This window comes from Opitutia bacterium ISCC 52, assembly GCA_014529675.2.
Lineage (GTDB): Bacteria > Verrucomicrobiota > Verrucomicrobiia > Opitutales > UBA2995 > UBA2995.
In genome coordinates this window covers 1,685,762-1,705,498 of the sequence record CP076040.1, presented here as the reverse complement: position 1 = coordinate 1,705,498, position 19,737 = coordinate 1,685,762, and the positions used below count along the sequence as shown (strand labels likewise).

The window sequence follows — 19,737 nt, the reverse complement described above, 5'->3', positions numbered from 1 at the left end:
TCACTAAAAAGGCTTTAGATACAGCACAAGTTTGTATCCGAATAAATTTAAAAACCTAAGCAAAGAAGGAGAAGCGATTGGTTCAATCAAAGAAGCACCAAGGCAATTGAAAGCACAGTTGTTAAAAGCGAATCCTTTAGAACTCTCTCACCTCAACACGGTCTCAGTAGAGGGCTTTTTGGCAGCGATTGAACCGATTCGTTGACATGGTCTTTGCCGTCGGGGATCAAGTGCGACGACCCATTTACGAGGTGACCAATCGGGACCCATATTTGGCTTCAAGCAGTATTTATTCTTGGTGATTTTGCTAGCTATACAACCGGAATACAAATATTAAGGAAATTATGAAAAAATCGACCCGTAAAGACCGGCGAGCCTTCATTCAGCAAAGTCTTCTATTTACCACAGGCAGCTATTTTGCTCTTCCGGCTTTGGCTAGAGCAGACAAACATTCTCCATCAACGATACAAGAGAATATCAAGTATGTTACGGCAGCAGCCAAACCAGATCGCTTCTTTGGATGGCCGGCAAACAACGGCATGTGGAAATGGGATAATGGCAGGGAAATTCTGGTCGGGTTTACAAATGGTAGTTATCAGGAACAGAGCGGGCACAATATTGGAAAAGAACAGCTGACGAACCTGGCTCGCAGCAAAGACGGAGGCAAAAGCTGGATCAGGGAAGATCCGAACAACTTTGTGGGTGACGATGGTGAAGTAAAACCTTCACCGGGTATTATTCGTTTTGGTCATCCAGAATTTGCACTACGTGTAGCTGCTACTGGTTATCACGGTACCAGAGATAAGAGGGGTCACTTTTACATCTCTTACGACCGAGGCAAAAAATGGGGTGGCCCTTACCGTTTCAACAAACTGAATGACGACAAAAACCTGAAGGGAATGGATATCACTGCCAGGACAAACTACCGGGTTACCGGAGAAAATTCCATTCAAATTTACATGTCGGCCCGAAGAAGGGATTTCAAATATGCAAACAGGCTCGACAAACCGTTTGTTGCTGAATCAACCGATGGAGGAAAATCATTTAAATTTGCCGGATGGGTGGTTCCTTGGACCGATCACTACCGAGCAGTGATGCCTTCAGTTGTTCAAGCCGGCAATGGAGATTTAGTGATGGCGCTTCGTCGTCGCAATCCTAGTAAGGAAGAGCAACCCTGCTGGATAGATGCGTATGCATCAAAAGACTCAGGTCGCTCCTGGACATTCTTAAGTAAGGTTGGGGAAACCGGCGTGGATAATGGCAATCCCCCAGGTCTGGCAATGCTGAAGGATGGTAGATTGGCATGTTGTTTCGCCAACCGTTCATCCAGTAAAATCTTTTTACGCATAAGCGAAAATAATGGCCGTTCATGGGACCAGGAAGTTGTTGTTCGAGATAATCCATTTTCCTATGACATGGGATATCCACAGCTACTGCAAAATCACACTGGTGAGCTGGTTGCGCTGTATTACATCGCTACCGAGGAATGCCAGCATTCTTACATCGAGGCCGCCATCATTACTGGTTTATAATTCATCCTCTCCCTTAGTAAGTGACATTAATCGCCTCTAGATTGTGTTATTGGCCAAGGGATGTCTTCTTCGAAGTTAATTTCCTGCACCTTTTCCGCCAAAATGCATGGGGTGTAAACTTTACAGGCATATGAGACTAGGTTGAGACCAACTCTTCACATGTTCTCCAATAAGCATCTTCGCTGAGAGGTTTGAATTCTGGGGAAGTATCCCGCCACCTAAATCAATATTAACAAGCGCCAAAAGCCATCCAACGTCCATTCCTGTCAATTTCCTGACAATATTTCTCAAGTTTCCCAATCCACGATTTGCTAGCTATTTGCTAGATTTCGTTCATTTCATTGCATCTAGCTGCACTTGGGCCAATTTTTCAAAATGCGTTAACGTGCTGTTAAAGAACGACAAGTGCAAAGAGATGAAAGTAGGTGAAATTCCTGCTCTTGTTCAACTCCCGCCGGGGGCACCATTTATAAACTTAAAATGCTGAATAACAAACACTTGTGATTCAGCATTTTTCTTTAAGACAGATCCCAGACAACTAGAACAGATTTGGATCAACAGATTCTTTCCGAATGAGATCCTGGTAGTAATTAATCGCATTTAGAAGCCGGTCACGAGCTTCATTAGAAATACATTTAATTCTCCTTATGTCTAAGTACCTTGGAAACTTCGAAGTAGTAGGATCATTAGAAGTAACGGCCATTGATTTGATCCCTTTTGAAATCTCCTCGCAGCTGAACAAGATGAAATCATCCTTCTCATGTTTAGTTACCTCCACTACGAGCAGATTTATAGTTAGAATATGCCTATAATATGTCTCGTCTGGAACACCGATGGTACTCGCACCAACACCGGACATCTCCAATCTGCTTACAAACCTCAAGTAAGGTCCCTCGAGGTCCATAAATTCATAATCACTATGGGACGTGAATTTCCCATAATCTTCTTTTTCGGCAGCAAGAAGCGCGTCGATATTTAGCTCGATCCATTCCTTTGTCTCGGCGAAGGAAGGTTCTGCTCCTTGGAGAGTGAATGCACAGAGTAAGATTAGGAGGCAGGTCGTAGTTTTCATAAGGGGGAAGTCACGCTTTACACAGAAGGCTGATCCAAAAACAAAATCGCAGCGAGAATAATTAGCAGGAAACACAGTTATCCATTCCGGTTTAAAACAAATACCAATTGTCACCCCAAGTGTGCCGAGCTTTCTCTGGAGTTGGGTGGCCAAATAAAGTCCATGGATTGATCGCCACGACGAGACTCGGTGATTCGTTAAGCATGAATCAGGTTAGCACGAGGATCGGCAGTTAGTCCCGCCAAATTATCAAATAATTCCAGCACTTCGTTGCTCCCTCCCCATTGACATATAGTAACATCTGTTACTATATATCACCTTCTCTATGAAAACCGAACATAAACCCAGTCTGGAAATGGGCACGGAGTCAGTTGGCTTCTACCTTAGTCGAGCCTCCATCGTTTTTCGCGAGCTTCTAAAACAGTCGCTTGAGGCGTCTTCGCTTCATGAACATATCAAGCCAGGTATGGGGAATTTGATGTTCGCTCTCTACGAACAAGACGGGCAGACGAAAACCGAATTGGCGCAAAATCTTCATCTCTCCAAAATGACCATAACCCGTTTGGTCAGGGATGTAGAAAAACAGAAACTCGTTGAAACGGTCGCAGACGACCGCGATGGACGAGCTACCCGGGCCCAACTAACGCCGTTGGCAAAACAACTGGAACCAGACTACAATCAACTGGCAAATCAACTGGAAGAACGCATTGCAGCTCATTTTACCCCGAAGCAACTAGCGGAATTCAGCGACACTTGAAAACCCTGGTTGAATCTCTGGAGGAAGGAAAAGCCTGAAGGCCTTCAAACATGGTGCTTAAAACACAGGTCGGTATTATTGGGAGTGGTCCTGCAGGTCTCCTTCTTTCCCAACTCCTTCATAAGCACGGAATTGATTCCATCATTCTGGAAAAACACTCCCGAGCTTACGTAGAAGGACGCATTCGTGCCGGGATTTTAGAACAGGGTACGGTCGATATGCTTGAAGAGGCTGGCGTAGCCGACCGTCTGCATAGAGAAGGACTCACCCACAACGGAATCGGCATTCAATTCAATGATATCAATCATCGCATTAGTTTCAATGCCCATGACACTGGTAAAACCGTAACCGTCTATGGACAAACAGAAGTCACCAAGGACTTGATGGATGCTCATGCCCAGCGAGACCAGGAACCTCTCTACGATGCGAAGGACGTAAGTATTTCCGGAATCGAGGAAGGCAGCCCACTCATAAGCGGCCAACACAAAGGCGAAACTGTCCAGGTAGCCTGTAATTTTATCGTGGGTTGCGACGGCTACCACGGTGTATCGAGGCAATCCATACCTTCAAATATTCTACAAACGTATGAACGTGCTTATCCTTTCGGTTGGCTGGGAGTATTAGCCGATGTAAAGCCTGTATCCGAAGAACTGATATACAACAACCACGAAGACGGCTTTGCCCTGGCCAGTCAGCGATCACCGACACGCAGTCGCTATTACATTCAATGCGATGCCAATGAAACAGTCGACACATGGTCAGATGATCGCTTCTGGGAAACCCTGATCCGCATGTTTGGTAAGGAGGTCGGTTCTCAGATTGAAATCGGTCCGTCTATTGAAAAAAGTATCGCCCCGCTGCGTAGCTTCGTTGCGGAACCGATGCGTTATAAATCTCTCTTCCTCGCTGGCGATGCCGCGCACGTCGTACCTCCCACGGGAGCCAAGGGGTTGAATCTTGCAGCTTCGGATGTTCATTACCTGGCCGAAGGCTTTGTCGATTACTTCTCAAACAACAACACCTGCGGACTCGACCAATATTCCGAACGTGCACTGACTCGCGTTTGGAAAGCCATTCGATTTTCCTGGTGGTTCACCCACCTCACTCACCGTTTTCCAGACGACGAAACCCACGGCATGGCTTACAAACTTCAAATTGCCGAACTGGAATACCTGGTGCATTCAGACTCGGCAAAAGCCAGCTTAGCTGAAAACTACGTGGGACTACCTTTTTGAAGCCACAGACCATGCACCATCAATCACCTTTAGAACAATGAAACCCTATACCCCGAAAGATAAAGAGAGTCACCCACCTCTCATTCATCCACCTTACAAATCGAGTACCACTCGAAGTCCGAGCAAGGATCCCATCATCGTTCCCCAAACCATCACTGAGCTGACCGGACCCCAATTTGATGCTTCGGCTTTGGGTAAATTTGATTACGACTTAACCAAGAACGGCTCTAGCGGGGGCGATCCGATCGGCGAACGATTGATTGTTACGGGTCGGGTGCTGGATGAAAACAGTAAGCCTGTCCCCCACGCTATGGTAGAAGTCTGGCAAGCAAACGCAGCTGGACGATACATTGACTCAGAGGACAATCATGAAGCACCGATAGATCCGAATTTCCTGGGAGCTGGCAGAATCATCACTGGCAAGGACGGTGAATACCGTTTTTTGACCCTTCGGCCTGGAGCCTACCCCTGGGGTAATCATCACAATGCCTGGCGCCCCCCTCACATACATTTCTCAATTTTTGGACCCAACATGATGACTCGCCTGGTCACGCAGATGTATTTTGAGGGAGATCCACTGCTGGAATTCGATCCCATCTATCGAGGTCCTCCGGATGAAGCCCGCAAACGCATGATAGCAGATTTTTCTCTGAACGATACAGAATCGGGATTCGCCCTGGCCTACCGTTGGGACATTGTCATTCGCGGCCCCAAAGCAACACCGACTGATCACTGATATGAAACAAACACCATCCCAGACCGTCGGTCCGTTTTTCTCTTACGGCCTAACGCCACAACAATATGGATACGACCATTCCGACCTCGGCACAGGCGATCTCGTCACTGAAGGAGCTGATGGAGAAGTGATCACGATCAGAGGGACACTTTATAACGGAGAAGGTGGAGAAATGAAACATGCTGTCGTTGAATGCTGGCAGGCAGACAGTTCTGGAAAGTATGCAGAGGTTGTAGTTCAGGACCGTTTCTCGGGCTTTGGTCGCGTCGGAACGGGTCGGGGTGAAGATGCCCGTTACCAGATTCACACCATCAAGCCTGGCTCCGTGGACGACCATCAGGCCCCGCACATAACCCTGACTATTTTCTCAAGAGGGCTCATGCATCATGTATTCACCCGACTCTACTTTTCCGATGAAGTAGAAGCCAATGCTCAAGATCCCTTGCTACAAAAACTACCAGCCGAACGGCGTCCGACCTTGATTGCTCAAAGAGTTGAAGAAGAGGGCGAGATCATCTACCAATTTGATATTCACATGCAAGGAGACCAGGAAACCGTATTCCTGGAATTTTAATAGTATGATCTTCTCACACACTCAATGAACACGCCTGCATTCATTTACGACTATATCCGAACACCCATTGGAAGATTCGGGGGCACTTTGTCGTCCATACGTCCCGATGATTTAGCAGCTCTTGCAATAAAAGCATTGATGGAGAAAAATCCGGGTGTCGATTGGAACACGATCGATGATGTCCTGGTTGGCTGCGCAAACCAGGCAGGCGAGGACAATCGCAATGTCGCTCGTATGTCACTGCTTTTAGCGGGTCTTCCAAAAGAAATCCCCGGTCTAACTGTAAATCGTCTGTGCGGATCCGGCATGGAAGCTGCGGGCTATGCAGCCCGCACCATTTGGACCGGCGAACACAATTTGGTAATCGCTGGAGGTCTCGAGTCCATGTCACGAGCCCCCTTGGTCATGGCCAAGTCAGAAAAAGAAAAGCTTCCCGATGCCACGATCTACGACACCACTTTGGGGTGGCGCTTTGTAAATCCTAAATTGAAGGACCTTTATGGCGTCGATTCGATGCCGGAAACAGGAGAAAACGTAGCCAAGGAATTTGGCATTAGCCGAGAAGATCAGGACACCTTCGCCCTTCGTTCCCACCAAAAAGCGGTCCAAGCTCAAGTGAGTGGTCGATTAGCCGAAGAGATAATTCCGGTAGCCACTTCCAACGAAGAAGGTGCAACCGTCATAGTCGACAAAGATGAACATCCTCGATCAGACACATCTCTGGAAAAACTGGCAGGACTAAAAACCCCATTCCGTGAAGAAGGTACGCTCACCGCGGGAAATTGCTCAGGTGTCAACGATGGAGCTGCCGCACTGCTGATTGGATCGGAGTCAGTCGGTGAAAAGTATGGTCTCTCTCCCATCGCAAAAATTTCAGCCATCACGGCCACTGGTCTTGAACCACGCATCATGGGCATGGGCCCCCACCCGGCCACAGAAAAACTCCTGCGCAAGACCGGACTCAGAATCTCGGACATAGATTTATTCGAGATCAATGAAGCATTCGCCTCGCAAGCCTTGGCAGTACTTCGCCAACTAGGTATCCCCGACGATGCCACCCATGTGAATGTCAATGGTGGCGCCATCGCATTGGGACATCCTTTAGGCATGTCAGGGGCACGTATCACCGGAACCCTGGCTCGAGAACTCAAGCGGCAAGGAAAGAAACGAGCCATCGCCACCATGTGCATCGGTGTAGGCCAGGGCATTTCCATTCTACTAGAAGCGGTATAAAGAAATGAGTTCCACAAACGAACAGTCGGATGCCTTATCTTCAGAGCAGAGACTCAAGGCTATACTTAAAGTTGAAGCAGCATTAGCCGGTGCGCTTGCAAAATCAGGCATTATCTCCCAGGAACAAGCCATCGCCATCACAGAGGCCTGCAGAACAGGCTTATTCAATGCTCAAGAGCTTGAGTCGCAGGGAGCAATAGCAGGCACACCAGTCATCCCGCTTGTCAAAGCACTGGTATCGCAAACTCACCCCCTATCAGAAAGCGCCTCTCACTTTGTCCACTTCGGGGCAACTAGTCAGGATATTTTGGATACAGCCACTGTTCTTCAACTCAGAGAAGTTCTTCAATCGATCTATCAGAACCTATCACAGATCGATTCAGAATTTACCAGTTTAGCCGTTTTGCACGAACGAACCCCACTTCTTGGTCGCACCCTATTACAAGCAGGTCCACCGATAAGTTTCGGACTGAAGGTGGCTGGTTGGGCGGCTGCTATAAGACGAGGAAAGATTCGAATTGAGGAAACCGCACAACAATCGCTTTGCCTGCAATTCGGCGGAGCTGTGGGAAACCTCTCGAGTTTGAGCTCAAAAGGACCGGAAGTATCACAGAATCTAGCGGATGAACTCGATCTACCTTTGGCAGACGCACCCTGGCATACTCATCGAGACAGGCTCGTGAATCTGGCTTCTTCGGTGGGTATATTAATGGGAAGTTTGGCAAAAATAGCACGAGACATTTCCCTCCACATGCAGGGAGAAATTGGCGAGCTGCGAGAACCAAGTAAACCCGGGAATGGCGGATCTTCAGCCATGCCTCATAAACGCAACCCGGTCGGATGCATGCATATTCTGGCAGCTGCCAACCGAACTCCCGCACTAGTATCCTCATTGCTTTCAGGCATGCCTCAGGAACACGAACGAGGACTCGGGGGATGGCAATCAGAATGGCCGAGTTTGAAAGAGCTATTCTCGACTGCCTTGGAAGCTTCTTCCGCTATGACTGAAATTGCTGAAGGTCTGGAAGTAGATGCAGGTAGAATGCGCACAAATTTAGATGCGACCCAAGAGGTGGTCTTTTCTGAACGACTGTCCGGAGCCCTCCTACCAAAGCTGGGACGCGTTGAAGCACAGGACCTGGTTGAAATTCTGGTAAATCAATCCATTGACCAGAACAGAACACTCTCTCAAGTAGTGGCAGAAAATACAGTCGTCCAATCCATATTGGACACCGATGCATTAGTAACCGTGTTTGATATCCAACAAGCGCTGGGCTCCAGCTCCGTATTTATGGAACGACTTCTAAACAAGGAGGATTCTTAAACGTGCCCGGCATAGCAACCAGTGACGGAATTCAGATAAGCTACCAATTGGAAGGCGATTCGTCCAAACCGACTCTGGCATTCTCAAACTCCCTCGGAACAAACCGGTCCATGTGGGACAAGCAGGCTCTGACCTTTGCTGATTCGTTTCAAATCCTTCGCTACGATACGCGCGGCCATGGGCAATCAGATGCGCCCGAAGGCCCCTACTCGCTTGAGCGTCTCGGTAACGACGTTGTTGATTTACTAGATGCCCTTGAGCTTGATTCCGTTCACTTCTGTGGATTGTCCCTAGGAGGCATGACCGGCATGTGGTTGGGAAGCCAATCAGCCGAACGTATCCAATCACTTACACTCTGCTGCACCTCTGCCTTTCTGCCACCCGCCGATCTTTGGAACTTACGCATACAACAAGTAGCTGATCATGGCATGGCATCCATTACTGAAGTTGTATTAAACCGCTGGTTTACACCTCCGTTTCTAGCGACCGAATCTGCAGACCAGACCTCGGTTCGTGAACAACTCCAATCGACGCCTATCAAGGGTTACACAGGTTGCTGTGGAGCCATAAGGGATATGGATTGCCGTCCCAGTCTTCCAAGTATCAACAAGCCTTGCCTGATAATTGCTGGGGCCGACGACCAAGCCACGCCCCCCGAACACGGGAAACTGATCGCGGCCGGAATCCCCGGAGCCTCATATTTGGAAATTGAAGACGCAGCCCACCTTTCAAATATTGAACAAGCAGAGACATTTAACTCTACCGTATTGAATTTTTTACTACAGCATTCTCAATGAGCCAGAAAGACAACACACAAGACATTCATGCCCGCGGCATGAAAAACCGAAGAGCCGTCCTAGGAAATGAGCACGTGAACCAAGCCGTCGAAAGCACGAACGAATTAAACGCAGACTTTCAGGAGTTTATCACTCGATATGCCTGGGGTGAAATCTGGGACCGGCCCGGATTAGACAAAAAGACACGCAGCCTGCTCACCCTATCCATCCTGGTAGCGGAAGGAAAAGACGAGGAACTTCAAATGCACGTGCGAGCGGCGATCACAAATGGAGTCAGCGTAGCAGAAATCAAAGAAGTCTTCATGCACACAGCCATCTACTGCGGACTTCCAGCGGCCAACCAGGCCTTCAAGCTGGCAACGCCTGTCCTAAAAGAGCTGGGGAAGCTCTAGTTAAGATAAGCAAGTCGTTTAATGAACAGGATTCCCGTTATAACAGCTCAAGAAGCCGCCCAAAAAGTAAGTAGCGGAGACACGCTTCTCGTAGGAGGTTTTGGTATGACCGGCAATCCCACAAGCCTGCTACATGCACTCGCTGAGACCGACATTCAAGACCTTACCTACGTGGGAAATAATGTGGGTGAATCCAACCTCGGCGGGGGTAAGTTACTCCTCAATGGGCAAATCAAAAAGATGATTGGTTCCTTCTTCACCAGCAACCGCGACGCAGTCAATGCAGCACAGTCTGGTGAAGTTGAATACGAACTCCTGCCTCAAGGTTCACTGGCCGAAGCGCTCAGAGCTGGTGGGGCTGGAATCGGCGGATTTTATACACCCACATCCACCGGTACGCCTCTCGCAGAAAACCGGGACAGACGAACCATCAATGGCACCGAGCAAGTCTTCATCAAAGGCATCCGCGGCAACGTAGCTTTCATCCGTGCCTGGAAGGCAGATACGGTTGGGAACCTGGTTTACCGCATGACTGAGCAAAATTTTAATAAGGCCATGGCGACTGCTGCAGACATCGTGGTAGCTGAAGTCGAAGAGATCGTTCCTGCCGGAGCGCTCGCACCTGAGGCGATCCATACCCCAGGCTGCCATGTTGACTATTTGATTGAATGTAAATTGTCAGAAAAAAATCTGGGCTCATCAGCAAGTATCGACAGCCAACGCAAGATTCCTGAAACACGAATGAATATGGCTCAACGCGCCTACCTCGAGCTGCGTTCAGGACATGTTGTTAATCTGGGAATTGGTATTCCCACCCTGGTGGCCGAGCTCATTAAGGAGGAAGATGGCATCACTCTACACACCGAAAACGGCATGCTGGGCATAGGGCCTTCTCCCACCGATGGCGGGGGTGCCATGGACTATCCAGTCAACGCCGGCAAGATCCCCGTCACAGCCCTCAATGGCACCAGCTATTTCGACAGCGCTGATTCATTTGGGATGATTCGCGGCGGTCATGTGGATGTGGCCATCATGGGTGGCCTCGAAGTCGATGAAAGTGGAAATCTAGCCAATTGGGCCGTACCAGGAAAGCCACTACTAGGAGTTGGCGGAGCTATGGACCTCGCATCCGGCGCCAAGAAGTTAGTAATTACACTCACTCATACGAGCCGGAATGGGACTTCAAAAATCGTACCTCAATGCACTTTGCCACTCACCGCCCAAAAGGCAGTCGCCATTATTATTACTGACCTGGCCGTATTCGACTACAGTGCAGGCCAACTTACCCTTAGAGAGATCATGCCCGGCTCGAGCCTGGAGGAAATTCGGGAAAAAACAGCAGCTTCGTTTGTCGAGCAATTGGATTAACAGAACAAGCAGCCTTTTGGAATTCAACGGCTGATCAATTTGATTCAAATCTACAGGTATGGATGGCTATCAAACACACTGTAATCCGAACCGAAGCCTCAGCCAAGCGATCCAATCCCAATAACGTCCGACCCATCCTCCGGGCGTCTGATAAAGACCTCGCTGCCCGTTACCTGGTCTCCAACAATTGCCGTGTTAATTTATCCTGGGGAGCCACCATTCAAATAGAGTCCATGAAACAGGCCAGATCGTAGGTAAGCTCACATGAAAACCGTATCCACTCTCCAAAAAGGGCGCTTTTGATCTAATGACAAAAGATGATAGTGCCACCGGCATCATATAGCGACTACCTGGGTCGAGATTCTCAGCCATTATTGGGGCAAGAACGGTGTGTTCGATATCGTGATCCAATCCAGCTACATGGCCAAGCTCGTGCAGCAGCACTGAGAGTAAATCGATGCGATCCCAGGCATCACTACCCTTTTCAGCGGATAACAAATTCGCATCAGTTTTTAACTCAGATTCCTCATTATGGAGCGGCGTTTCGTCCACAAAGCAACCGTAACCGGCAGCAGTGATATCAATGAAGATAGAATCGCCATTGACCTCTGCCAGTGTCGGGCCCTGCAAATCGACCAGGACAATCTCCAGTCCTTTAAGGCCGGCAAGCTGAGATCCTGACAGCAGTCCGGAGAGCTTCCAACTTTGTTGGGCTGCGATGAGCATTTGAGTCGCTTCTTAACTCGTGAGCGACACCACTTCACCCTAAGTTACAGTCTCAGAGGTTTGAAGCTTTTTGCAAACCCCCAATCGAATTAACTCCTGAGCCATCTGAAGACGTATATTCAAAAAATCAGGATTCATGGTCATTGCTGTTAGTATACTCGAATCGAAGGAGATCTCTACCGGCTTCGAAACAGGTGCGTCTGTCGCAACGTAACTAATCATATTTTCCTTTGGCATACCTCCAAAGAACATAGCTAAATTATTGAGCGCTTCTATTCGTTGCAAAGAAGCTTCCTTGCGCAATGCCTCTCGCTGAGCAAGGCCAGCTTCTGCTTCCAATACATCCAACTGTGAACCACGGCCTGCTTCAAAACTGGCGAGACTGTCTGACAATAGTGTGTTGGCTAACTCAACTGACTCAAGATTCAGCTCGTAGGCAACCTGCGAGTAGTACAATTCCCAATAAGCGATCTCGGCAGTAGCAACTATCTGAATTAATTCCCTTCTATATTCCTAAAAAGCAATTTCTGATTGTCGGGCAGCAAGACGTAATGAAGCTAAATTTGCTCCAAAGCCCATTCCTTTCAATAATGGCTGTTCAAGAGAAAATCCTACCTGAGTCGAAACCTCCTCACTTACATCGATGAATTCTGCGGGTCTAGGAACGTTATTACGAATCTCGCTAGCCGTTGCTCCCAATCGAAAACGCGTTCCAAAGGGTGTAGCCACTTCAATGGCTGAGGAATAATTCCAGTTTCGCTCAAGAAAAATGCTGGGATATCCTCCAGGGTCTTGGCCATTTAGTAAACCAAGACTACGTTCGAGTTGAAAGTTATTCGGCTGGTCACGGTCTACGAACTCAGTAGATGCAACAAAGGCAGGTTCAGATACACCTGTTTCAGCCTTCCGCAAGTGCCTGGCTGATTGAAAGCCAAGTAGCTGACCTTGTATGGTATCGTTGTAATCAACCACCCTCTGCATGAAAGCAGCCCAAGACAGCTCTTCGACTCTTTCAAAACGAGATTCAGCCGTAATTTCCGAGCCCAAAGTCACATGACATGGACTACTAAATAGTAAAGAATATACCAATGAGAGCATGGGGACAATACCCCACATATTAATTCGCATCCAATTGGATATTTTACTCCTGTCAAGATATCAAGTTCAGATAAAAAGTTAGTGTTTTCCTGTAAGAATGATAAGAGGCTATGCACTATAGACAGAAACCGAATTTCAATTCAATGAGAGGGATTCTATCCCATAATCCCAGATAACAAAATTTATCAAAGCTGAATAAGGGACTAACAACGCGAATCCAATAACCTAGGGCAACGGTTCTACAACTGCTGAGTGCTGCCAGTCTTCGTAAATTTCCAAAAGCTCTTCGGCTTTTTCCGGATAGTCATTAATGAGATTCCGGCTTTCGGAATGGTCCATCTCAAGATTGGCCAGAAAATAACGGTCTTTGCCTGCGGTATCCAGTTTCGGATACTCTTTGGTGTCATCACGTGGATTGAAGAGTAGTTTCCAGGGTCCGTGACGGACCGCCCAGCGATCTCCACGCATGTTCCAGCGCATGGTGTTGCGTAGTTGAGTGTCGTTGCCTTCGAGCATGGAGCGCAGGGTTGTGCCTTCGACACCTTCCGGCATTTCAGAGACTTCACAATAGTCAGCAATGGTGGGTAGAAAATCCATGCTCATAGCTGAATTATGAATCTCTGAACCTTTGGCTACACCTGGCCCCATCACGATAGCGGGGACGCGCAATCCACCTTCGAAAAACCCAAACTTGGATCCGCGGTAAGGCCCGGCGTATCCCCCACCCCACATGGTACGTTCCTCCACCGAGTGACCGTGGTCGGATTGAAAGATAACCAAGGTATTGTCCAGCACACCGGCTGATTCCAGGTGCGTGATGAGCAAGCCGACCTTTTCATCGACGGTGGAAACACAGGCTGCGTAGTTCTTTCGTGGAGACGGAAGATCTTTATAATGCTCGAGCCACTTGGCGTCTGGCTGTAGTGGATAGTGCGGCAGATTGATAGCAAGGAAGATAAAGAAGGGTTGGTCCCTATTGTCATAGATGAATCTACGCGATTTTTCGATCAGACTATCCTGAAAGAAGTAGCCGTCCTCATAGACCTCTTTCCCGTTTTCCCAGAGGTCATGGTAATTGGGTCCACTCCAGTAGAAGAAGTGTGAGTAGTTATCGATGCATCCCTCCATGTGACCGAAGGTGTAATCGAAGCCTTGGTTCTCCGGCCGACGCCCCTGGTCTTTACCCAAATGCCATTTCCCAATGTGCGCAGTGGCATAGCCTTCGGCTTGGAGCATTTCAGCGATCGTTACCTGCTCAGGAGGCAAGCCACCTACCCGACCCGAGTTACCGGTTAGTCCCGCTCCGGACGGTGACTTCCCGGTCAGCAGTGAAGCACGAGACGGAGAACATACTGAGGATCCTGCATAGAACTGCGTAAACCGAACCCCATTCTCCGCCATGCGATCGAAATTGGGTGTGTAGAGGTCCTTCGCACCGTAGCTATTCAGATCGAGCGTGCCCTGGTCGTCCGTCATGATGACAACGATGTTGGGTGGGGAAGCAAGGAGCGAAGAGCTAAGAGCTAAGAGAAATAATGGAATGAAAAGGAATTTATGACTTAGAGTGCGCATGGTGTTTGTATGGGTTGTTTTAAAGTTGTCGTCCTCGTCCTTTCGATGGTGTTGTCAGGCCTTCTCGCTAGAGCTCGTGAAACACCATCGCTACATTTCTTAATTTTAAATTCATTATGAAACGGCTCGCTCGGCGATCGAGCCCTCCCTTTTCTGTATTTTAGGTAGGGCGACCTCGCGGCGGCGAGAGCGCCGTTCATTCAATCTTCGGCAAATATTTGACTTTGTAATCTTTCGGTAACGGCGTCACGTGATTCTCTTCTGCCCAGGTGTCCCACTTGGAACTGAGTCGCGATACCACGTCGTGGTATTTTTCTGAGACATCTTTTCCTTCAGTGCGAAGGGTGGTCATATTGTAGAGTTCCCAAGGCTGATACTTCAATGCGACCAGCTTCCAGTTTCCTTCACGAATCGCTCGGTTGCTTTCGTGTTCGAAGTAAAGGGTTCGGAAAGCGGAAGGATCGGAATCCAGTTGTGCCACCAAGTCCTCCCCGGGCATGGGGAGTTGGCCTTCATATTTCACACCTGTTGCAGCGACGATGGTCGGCATTAGGTCAATGATGTGCGTCGGGCTATGAAACAATTGCCCTGCCCTTCCCGACAACTGAGCTGGCCAATGAATGATGCCGGGGGAGTTGATACCTCCCTCGTAGTTATAATGCTTGTACATCCGCCAAGGCGTGTTCGAGACATTCGACCAAGCGGAACCCACACTATGAAACGTTCCGGAACCACCCATGCTATCCAGGTCTTCATGCAGGTGGTTAATATTACTGGAGCGCTCGTCAAAGCCCCGCCAGTCCCACTCGGCACAGGCGCCGTTATCGGAGGTAAACACGATCAAGGTATTCTCAAACTCGCCATTGGCTTTAAGGTTTTCCAACACCCGGCCGATTTGTTGATCCATGCGATCGACCATGGCGGCATAGATGGCCATACGTCGGGCCAGATCTTCCTTTCGACCAGGTTCATCAATCGCATCCCAGGCCGGGTTGAAACCGGTTTCCGTTTCGCCGTAGTTCCACCACGGTGACCGAGGACTTAATTCGGTGGATCCATCGACAATCCCCAAATCCTTCATGCGGGACAAGCGCTCTTCACGAAGTACGTCCCACCCCTCTGAATAACGATCGGCATATTTGGCGATCTCCTCTTTCGGGGCGTGTAGGGGAAAGTGCGGGGCCGGGTGCGCTAAATATAAAAACCAAGGTTGATCCGGTGTCTCACGAGCGAGATCCAGAAAATCCAATGCATGATACGTAATGGCATCGGTGGCATAAAATTCACCTTCGGCGTATGGCCTGCCCGTTCGGCCTTCCGGCCTTCTCAGGATATGATCCGGATCAAAGAAACGTTTGGCACTGGTGAGGGTTCCGTAGAATTCTTCGAATCCATGTTGCGTCGGATCGTCCGTACCAAGATGCCACTTACCCGCAATAAAAGATCGGTAACCGGCTGGCTTTAACACCTCGGCTATAGTCTGGGCATCCTCTGATACACGCCCGCGATAACCAGGTCGCTCAAGATCGATTGTCATGTGCCCCAGGTCGACCTTATGCGGATACTGACCTGTCAGGATACTGGCACGAGATGGACAACAGCGGCCTGTATTATAGAATTGAGTCAGCCGAACGCCATTCGCAGCCAGACTGTCCAAGTTGGGCGTGTCGATTTCACCACCGAAGGAACCGAGGTCACTGTAGCCAAGGTCATCGGCGACGATAAGGAGGATGTTGGGCGAAGGCGGAGGCTCCGCAGCGAAGAGCGGAGAGCAGAGAGCCAATAGGCTGAACAACTGTAGGAGGGGCTTGATGCCCCGATTGTTTCGAGGCTTTACAAAGGGATCGCGGGATAAACCCGCTCCTACAGCAAAAGAATCTCCAGCCATACAATTCCCCATCAATACTCCCGAGTCTGTTGGACTTCGACGAGCTTATCGAGTTCTGCGGCTAAGCGCTTCACTACACTCTGATTTTTCTTCCAAAGATTGGTGGTCTCCTGGGGGTCTTTTTCCATGTCGTATAATTGGGCGGTGGGGTCGTTCGGACCTGGCTTTACTGCTTTGTAGGCAGCACTGAATCCATCTGAGAAACCACCGGAGCCAAGACCATTGATGTATTTCCATTTACCGGAGCGAATGGCAAAATGGCCACGAGCAGATTGGAGGACGAGAGGAGCGCGAGCATCGGTGTGCTTTACACCATTGCCTTTGAGCGCTTCGAGAAATGAAAAACTATCGGGACCTTCACCTTCTTTCAACGTTCGGCCCGTGACATCGGCGATGGTAGCGAGGACATCCGTAAAACAAATGGTCTGGTCTGTTACCGAACCCGCTTCCACTTCACCCGGCCAACGGACGATAAATGGCATACGGTGTCCACCTTCGTAAGCGTCCCCCTTCATTCCGCGCATACCACCGGTCGAAGCATGGTCGTAGCGCTCGGTATCTTTGTCATACCAAACGGGTCCATTATCAGAACTGAAGATGACCAAGGTCTCTTCTTTCATGCCGGATTGCTCAAGCGCAGTCAGCACACGGCCGATCATGTAGTCGACCATCGCGGTGAAGTCTCCATACATATTGTTGGTCAGTCCATGGAAAGCCGGTGATGGCAACCACGGCGTGTGCGGCGCCGGGTAAGCAAGGTAAAGAAATAGAGGTTTACCCGAATCTTCGCGAGCATGGTCACGAATCACGCCTACGGCTTCATCGGTGAAGCGTGGCAAGACATCCTCCAATTGTAAATTCGGTGAGATACCCCCTTCACGCCAGAATGCACCTTGGATCTTAGTCCATCCGTCATCACTATAGTTATTATCAATCCGATCGATGGGCGGAACTAGCGCTCGGTCTCCATCGATGTAAAAGTAAGGCGGAATATCCGTTGAAGCCCGAATACCGAAGAAGTTGTCAAACCCCACATCAACGGGTCCACCTGGTAGAGGGTTTTCGTAACCATTTTCTTCAAAACCCAAATGCCATTTCCCGACCATGGCTGTGCTATAACCCTGCCCCCTCAATAGAGAAGGAACCGTGGTTCGCTCAGGATCGATCAGGCCATGCTGAGGCCACTTCGAATAATCAATGCGGTAAGGCAGTTGCCCGGTCAATAAACCATAGCGTGACGGGTGACAGAGTGAGCCAGCCGAATGGGCATCGGTAAAGCGCATGCCTTCCGCGGCCAGTTGATCGAGGTGCGGCGTTGGGATCTTCGAGTCCGGATTGTAACTCTTAAGATCTCCGTAACCAAAATCATCCACCAGAATGATGAGGACGTTGGGGTCTTTTGCGAAAAGACCGCAGAAAGAAAAGATAGAAAACAGGGTAATCAGTATAATTCTAGTCATGGGTAGTTCTTTAGAAGGAATACGTTCTAGCATTCGAGTGAGACGAAGAACGATCCAAAGGCATGATTGAGAATCGGCAAAGACTAAAATGCATTTATCGGGCCAGAATTAAAAGTTTTGCCAGCCCTCGAATTTCTCCTAAGCAAAGAAGCCTATGCTAAGACATCTATCTACCCTGATTCATTTCCTAACCCTGCTCAGCCTAAGCTGGGCTGGAGTATCCCATGCAAAGACCCCCAATATCCTCTTTATTTTTGCCGATGACCATACCATCCAGGCCATCGGTGCCTACGAGTCCTGGCTGCAGGATTTTGCCCAAGCCCACGACCTAACCCCCAATCTCGACCGCTTGGCTGAGCAAGGAGCAATCTTCGACAACAGCTTTTGTGGCAATTCCATCTGCGGTCCCAGCCGAGCCACCATACTTACCGGCAAGCATAGTAACGCCAACGGGTTTTACGGAAACAATCCAGAGCTGAAGCCAAAGGACGGGTTTGACGGAAGCCAGTGGACCTTTCCCAAGGAGCTACAAAAGGCCGGATATAATACCGGGATTTTTGGCAAATGGCATTTGGGCAGTGAGCCGACCGGCTTCGATGAATGGAAAGTCATCCCGGGACAGGGCAGTTACTATAATCCCGATTTCAGAACACCCGATGGCATGATCCAAATTCCCGGTCATTCCACTCAGGCCATTACCAATTTGAGCATCGAGTTCCTAAAAAAGCAAAGTGATGACTCACCCTTTCTCCTCATGTGCCAATTCAAGGCGCCTCACCGTACCTGGATGCCCGATACGGATCAATTTGACTATCTGCGAGATGCAGTCATTCCCAAACCGGATACGCTCTACGATATTTACGAAACGCGCTCCTCTCCTCTCTGGCATCAGGAAATGGAGATCGGTCGACACATGCGATACGAGCATGACCTCAAAATCAATCCTCCACTCGTCACTTACGACATTCAAAATCCACACTACAAACGCCTGACTCCCGAACAGCGTAAAGCATTCGATGCATTTTATGGCCCACGCAACAGAAGCTTTGAAGCAGCCAACCTGACCGGCCTCGAACTGCTCGAATTTAAATACGAAGAATACATCAAGGACTACCTCCGCTGCATCAAAGAGATCGATGATCAGGTCGGTCGATTGCTTGCTGCGCTCGACGAATCAGGTACGGCCGATGATACGCTCGTCATTTATTCCGCCGACCAGGGATTCTACCTGGGAGAGCACGGCTGGTTCGACAAACGTTGGATGTATGAAGAATCACTCCGCATGCCCCTCATCGCTCGCTGGCCCGGTAAGATCAAACCGGGATCAAAACCTGAAGCCCTCGTTCAGAATATTGACTACGCCCCCACCTTCATGGAAGTAGCTGGACTTAAGTCACCCAAGAATCTCCACGGCGAATCCATCGTTTCAATCCTCAAAGGCAAGACGCCCTCCAACTGGCGTGAGAGTATCTATTACCGTTACTATGAATATCCAGGTCCGCACATGGTGGCCCGCCACCGCGGCGTACGTGACGATCGCTACAAACTCATGCATTTCTACATCACCGACGAGTGGGAGCTCTTCGACCTCGAGGAGGATCCTCAAGAGATCAACAACGTGTATGAGAACGCGGACTATCAGGGAATCGTCAAACGTTTGAAGAAGACTTTAGAACAACATGAGAAGAACTATGGAGTGCCGAAGGAGGATCCGGCGTGAATAAATAAAAGGTAGGGCCATAGCTTCCAGCTATGCCGACAACGATTTACTCTGAAAGGCGGCACCGCGAGGACGCGCTTGCCTTACCCGCTTACCTTTGAAAATTCTAAATTGGCCAAATTTGTTCCATCTATCTGAGCGACTAGTATACCAAGGACCGTCAGGTCGCGAATAAATTTGCTCCTACAATTTAAGTTCATTTTCATCTGAGCTAGTTTCCATTTTCACCCACATACCCCTGATGTTTGTCCAC

The 19,737-nt window shown here is 49.1% G+C and carries 18 protein-coding genes; 11 read left to right on the top strand and 7 right to left on the bottom strand.

Annotated elements, in window-relative coordinates; genetic code table 11:
* The first annotated feature begins 344 nt into the window (after positions 1–344).
* A complete protein-coding gene (locus GA003_07340; protein ID QXD29771.1) occupies positions 345–1,532 on the top strand; it encodes a glycoside hydrolase in 1,188 nt (395 codons plus the stop codon).
* A 538-nt stretch (positions 1,533–2,070) separates the two neighbouring features.
* Here GA003_07340 and GA003_07335 read toward each other — a convergent pair.
* A complete protein-coding gene (locus GA003_07335) occupies positions 2,071–2,604 on the bottom strand; it encodes a hypothetical protein (GenBank protein QXD29770.1) in 534 nt (177 codons plus the stop codon).
* 325 nt (positions 2,605–2,929) lie between these two features.
* On the opposite strand from GA003_07335, the gene GA003_07330 reads away from it, so the two are divergent.
* The 9 genes from GA003_07330 to GA003_07290 are packed head-to-tail and all read left to right on the top strand — an operon-like array spanning position 2,930 to position 11,020.
* Positions 2,930–3,361 carry a MarR family winged helix-turn-helix transcriptional regulator gene (locus tag GA003_07330; GenBank protein QXD29769.1) on the top strand — a complete coding sequence of 144 codons (432 nt, stop codon included), beginning with the start codon at positions 2,930–2,932 and terminating at the stop codon, positions 3,359–3,361.
* Positions 3,362–3,411: 50 nt separating this feature from the next.
* On the top strand, positions 3,412–4,596 hold the full coding sequence (gene pobA, locus GA003_07325) for a 4-hydroxybenzoate 3-monooxygenase (GenBank protein ID QXD29768.1): 1,185 nt from the start codon (positions 3,412–3,414) through the stop codon (positions 4,594–4,596).
* Between the two features lie 37 nt (positions 4,597–4,633).
* Positions 4,634–5,332 (top strand): protocatechuate 3,4-dioxygenase subunit beta, encoded by a 699-nt coding sequence (pcaH, locus tag GA003_07320; protein ID QXD29767.1) that lies wholly within the window; start codon positions 4,634–4,636, stop codon positions 5,330–5,332.
* A 1-nt stretch (position 5,333) separates the two neighbouring features.
* On the top strand, positions 5,334–5,906 hold the full coding sequence (gene pcaG / locus GA003_07315) for a protocatechuate 3,4-dioxygenase subunit alpha (protein QXD29766.1): 573 nt from the start codon (positions 5,334–5,336) through the stop codon (positions 5,904–5,906).
* Positions 5,907–5,930: 24 nt separating this feature from the next.
* Complete coding sequence (gene pcaF / locus GA003_07310) at positions 5,931–7,139, top strand: 3-oxoadipyl-CoA thiolase (GenBank protein ID QXD29765.1); 1,209 nt, start codon at positions 5,931–5,933, stop codon at positions 7,137–7,139.
* Positions 7,140–7,143: 4 nt separating this feature from the next.
* Positions 7,144–8,463, top strand: coding sequence for a 3-carboxy-cis,cis-muconate cycloisomerase (locus GA003_07305; GenBank protein ID QXD29764.1), 1,320 nt, complete (start codon positions 7,144–7,146; stop codon positions 8,461–8,463).
* Between the two features lie 2 nt (positions 8,464–8,465).
* Positions 8,466–9,260, top strand: coding sequence for a 3-oxoadipate enol-lactonase (gene pcaD, locus GA003_07300; GenBank protein ID QXD29763.1), 795 nt, complete (start codon positions 8,466–8,468; stop codon positions 9,258–9,260).
* The gene (gene pcaC / locus GA003_07295) at positions 9,257–9,652 is read left to right on the top strand and encodes a 4-carboxymuconolactone decarboxylase (GenBank protein QXD29762.1); all 396 of its coding nucleotides are present in this window, start codon (positions 9,257–9,259) and stop codon (positions 9,650–9,652) included. Before pcaD ends, pcaC begins: the two co-directional genes overlap by 4 nt.
* A gap of 21 nt (positions 9,653–9,673) precedes the next feature.
* Complete coding sequence (locus GA003_07290; protein ID QXD29761.1) at positions 9,674–11,020, top strand: 3-oxoacid CoA-transferase; 1,347 nt, start codon at positions 9,674–9,676, stop codon at positions 11,018–11,020.
* 195 nt (positions 11,021–11,215) lie between these two features.
* Here the strand turns inward: GA003_07290 and GA003_07285 are convergent, their stop codons facing one another.
* From GA003_07285 to GA003_07260, 6 genes are all read right to left on the bottom strand, one after another.
* A complete protein-coding gene (locus GA003_07285) occupies positions 11,216–11,746 on the bottom strand; it encodes a matrixin family metalloprotease (protein ID QXD29760.1) in 531 nt (176 codons plus the stop codon).
* Positions 11,747–11,785: 39 nt separating this feature from the next.
* Positions 11,786–12,241: a TolC family protein gene (locus tag GA003_07280; GenBank protein QXD30367.1), complete on the bottom strand. Its 456-nt coding sequence runs from the start codon at positions 12,239–12,241 to the stop codon at positions 11,786–11,788.
* Positions 12,242–12,259: 18 nt separating this feature from the next.
* On the bottom strand, positions 12,260–12,799 hold the full coding sequence (locus GA003_07275) for a hypothetical protein (protein QXD29759.1): 540 nt from the start codon (positions 12,797–12,799) through the stop codon (positions 12,260–12,262).
* Positions 12,800–13,069: 270 nt separating this feature from the next.
* Complete coding sequence (locus GA003_07270; GenBank protein QXD29758.1) at positions 13,070–14,416, bottom strand: sulfatase-like hydrolase/transferase; 1,347 nt, start codon at positions 14,414–14,416, stop codon at positions 13,070–13,072.
* A 196-nt stretch (positions 14,417–14,612) separates the two neighbouring features.
* Entirely contained in the window at positions 14,613–16,304 is a 1,692-nt protein-coding gene (locus GA003_07265) for an arylsulfatase (protein ID QXD29757.1), read from the bottom strand.
* Positions 16,305–16,315: 11 nt separating this feature from the next.
* The gene (locus GA003_07260; protein ID QXD29756.1) at positions 16,316–17,764 is read right to left on the bottom strand and encodes an arylsulfatase; all 1,449 of its coding nucleotides are present in this window, start codon (positions 17,762–17,764) and stop codon (positions 16,316–16,318) included.
* A 193-nt stretch (positions 17,765–17,957) separates the two neighbouring features.
* Between GA003_07260 and GA003_07255 the strand changes: the two genes are divergently transcribed.
* The gene (locus GA003_07255; GenBank protein ID QXD30366.1) at positions 17,958–19,484 is read left to right on the top strand and encodes a sulfatase; all 1,527 of its coding nucleotides are present in this window, start codon (positions 17,958–17,960) and stop codon (positions 19,482–19,484) included.
* Positions 19,485–19,737: the final 253 nt, after the last annotated feature.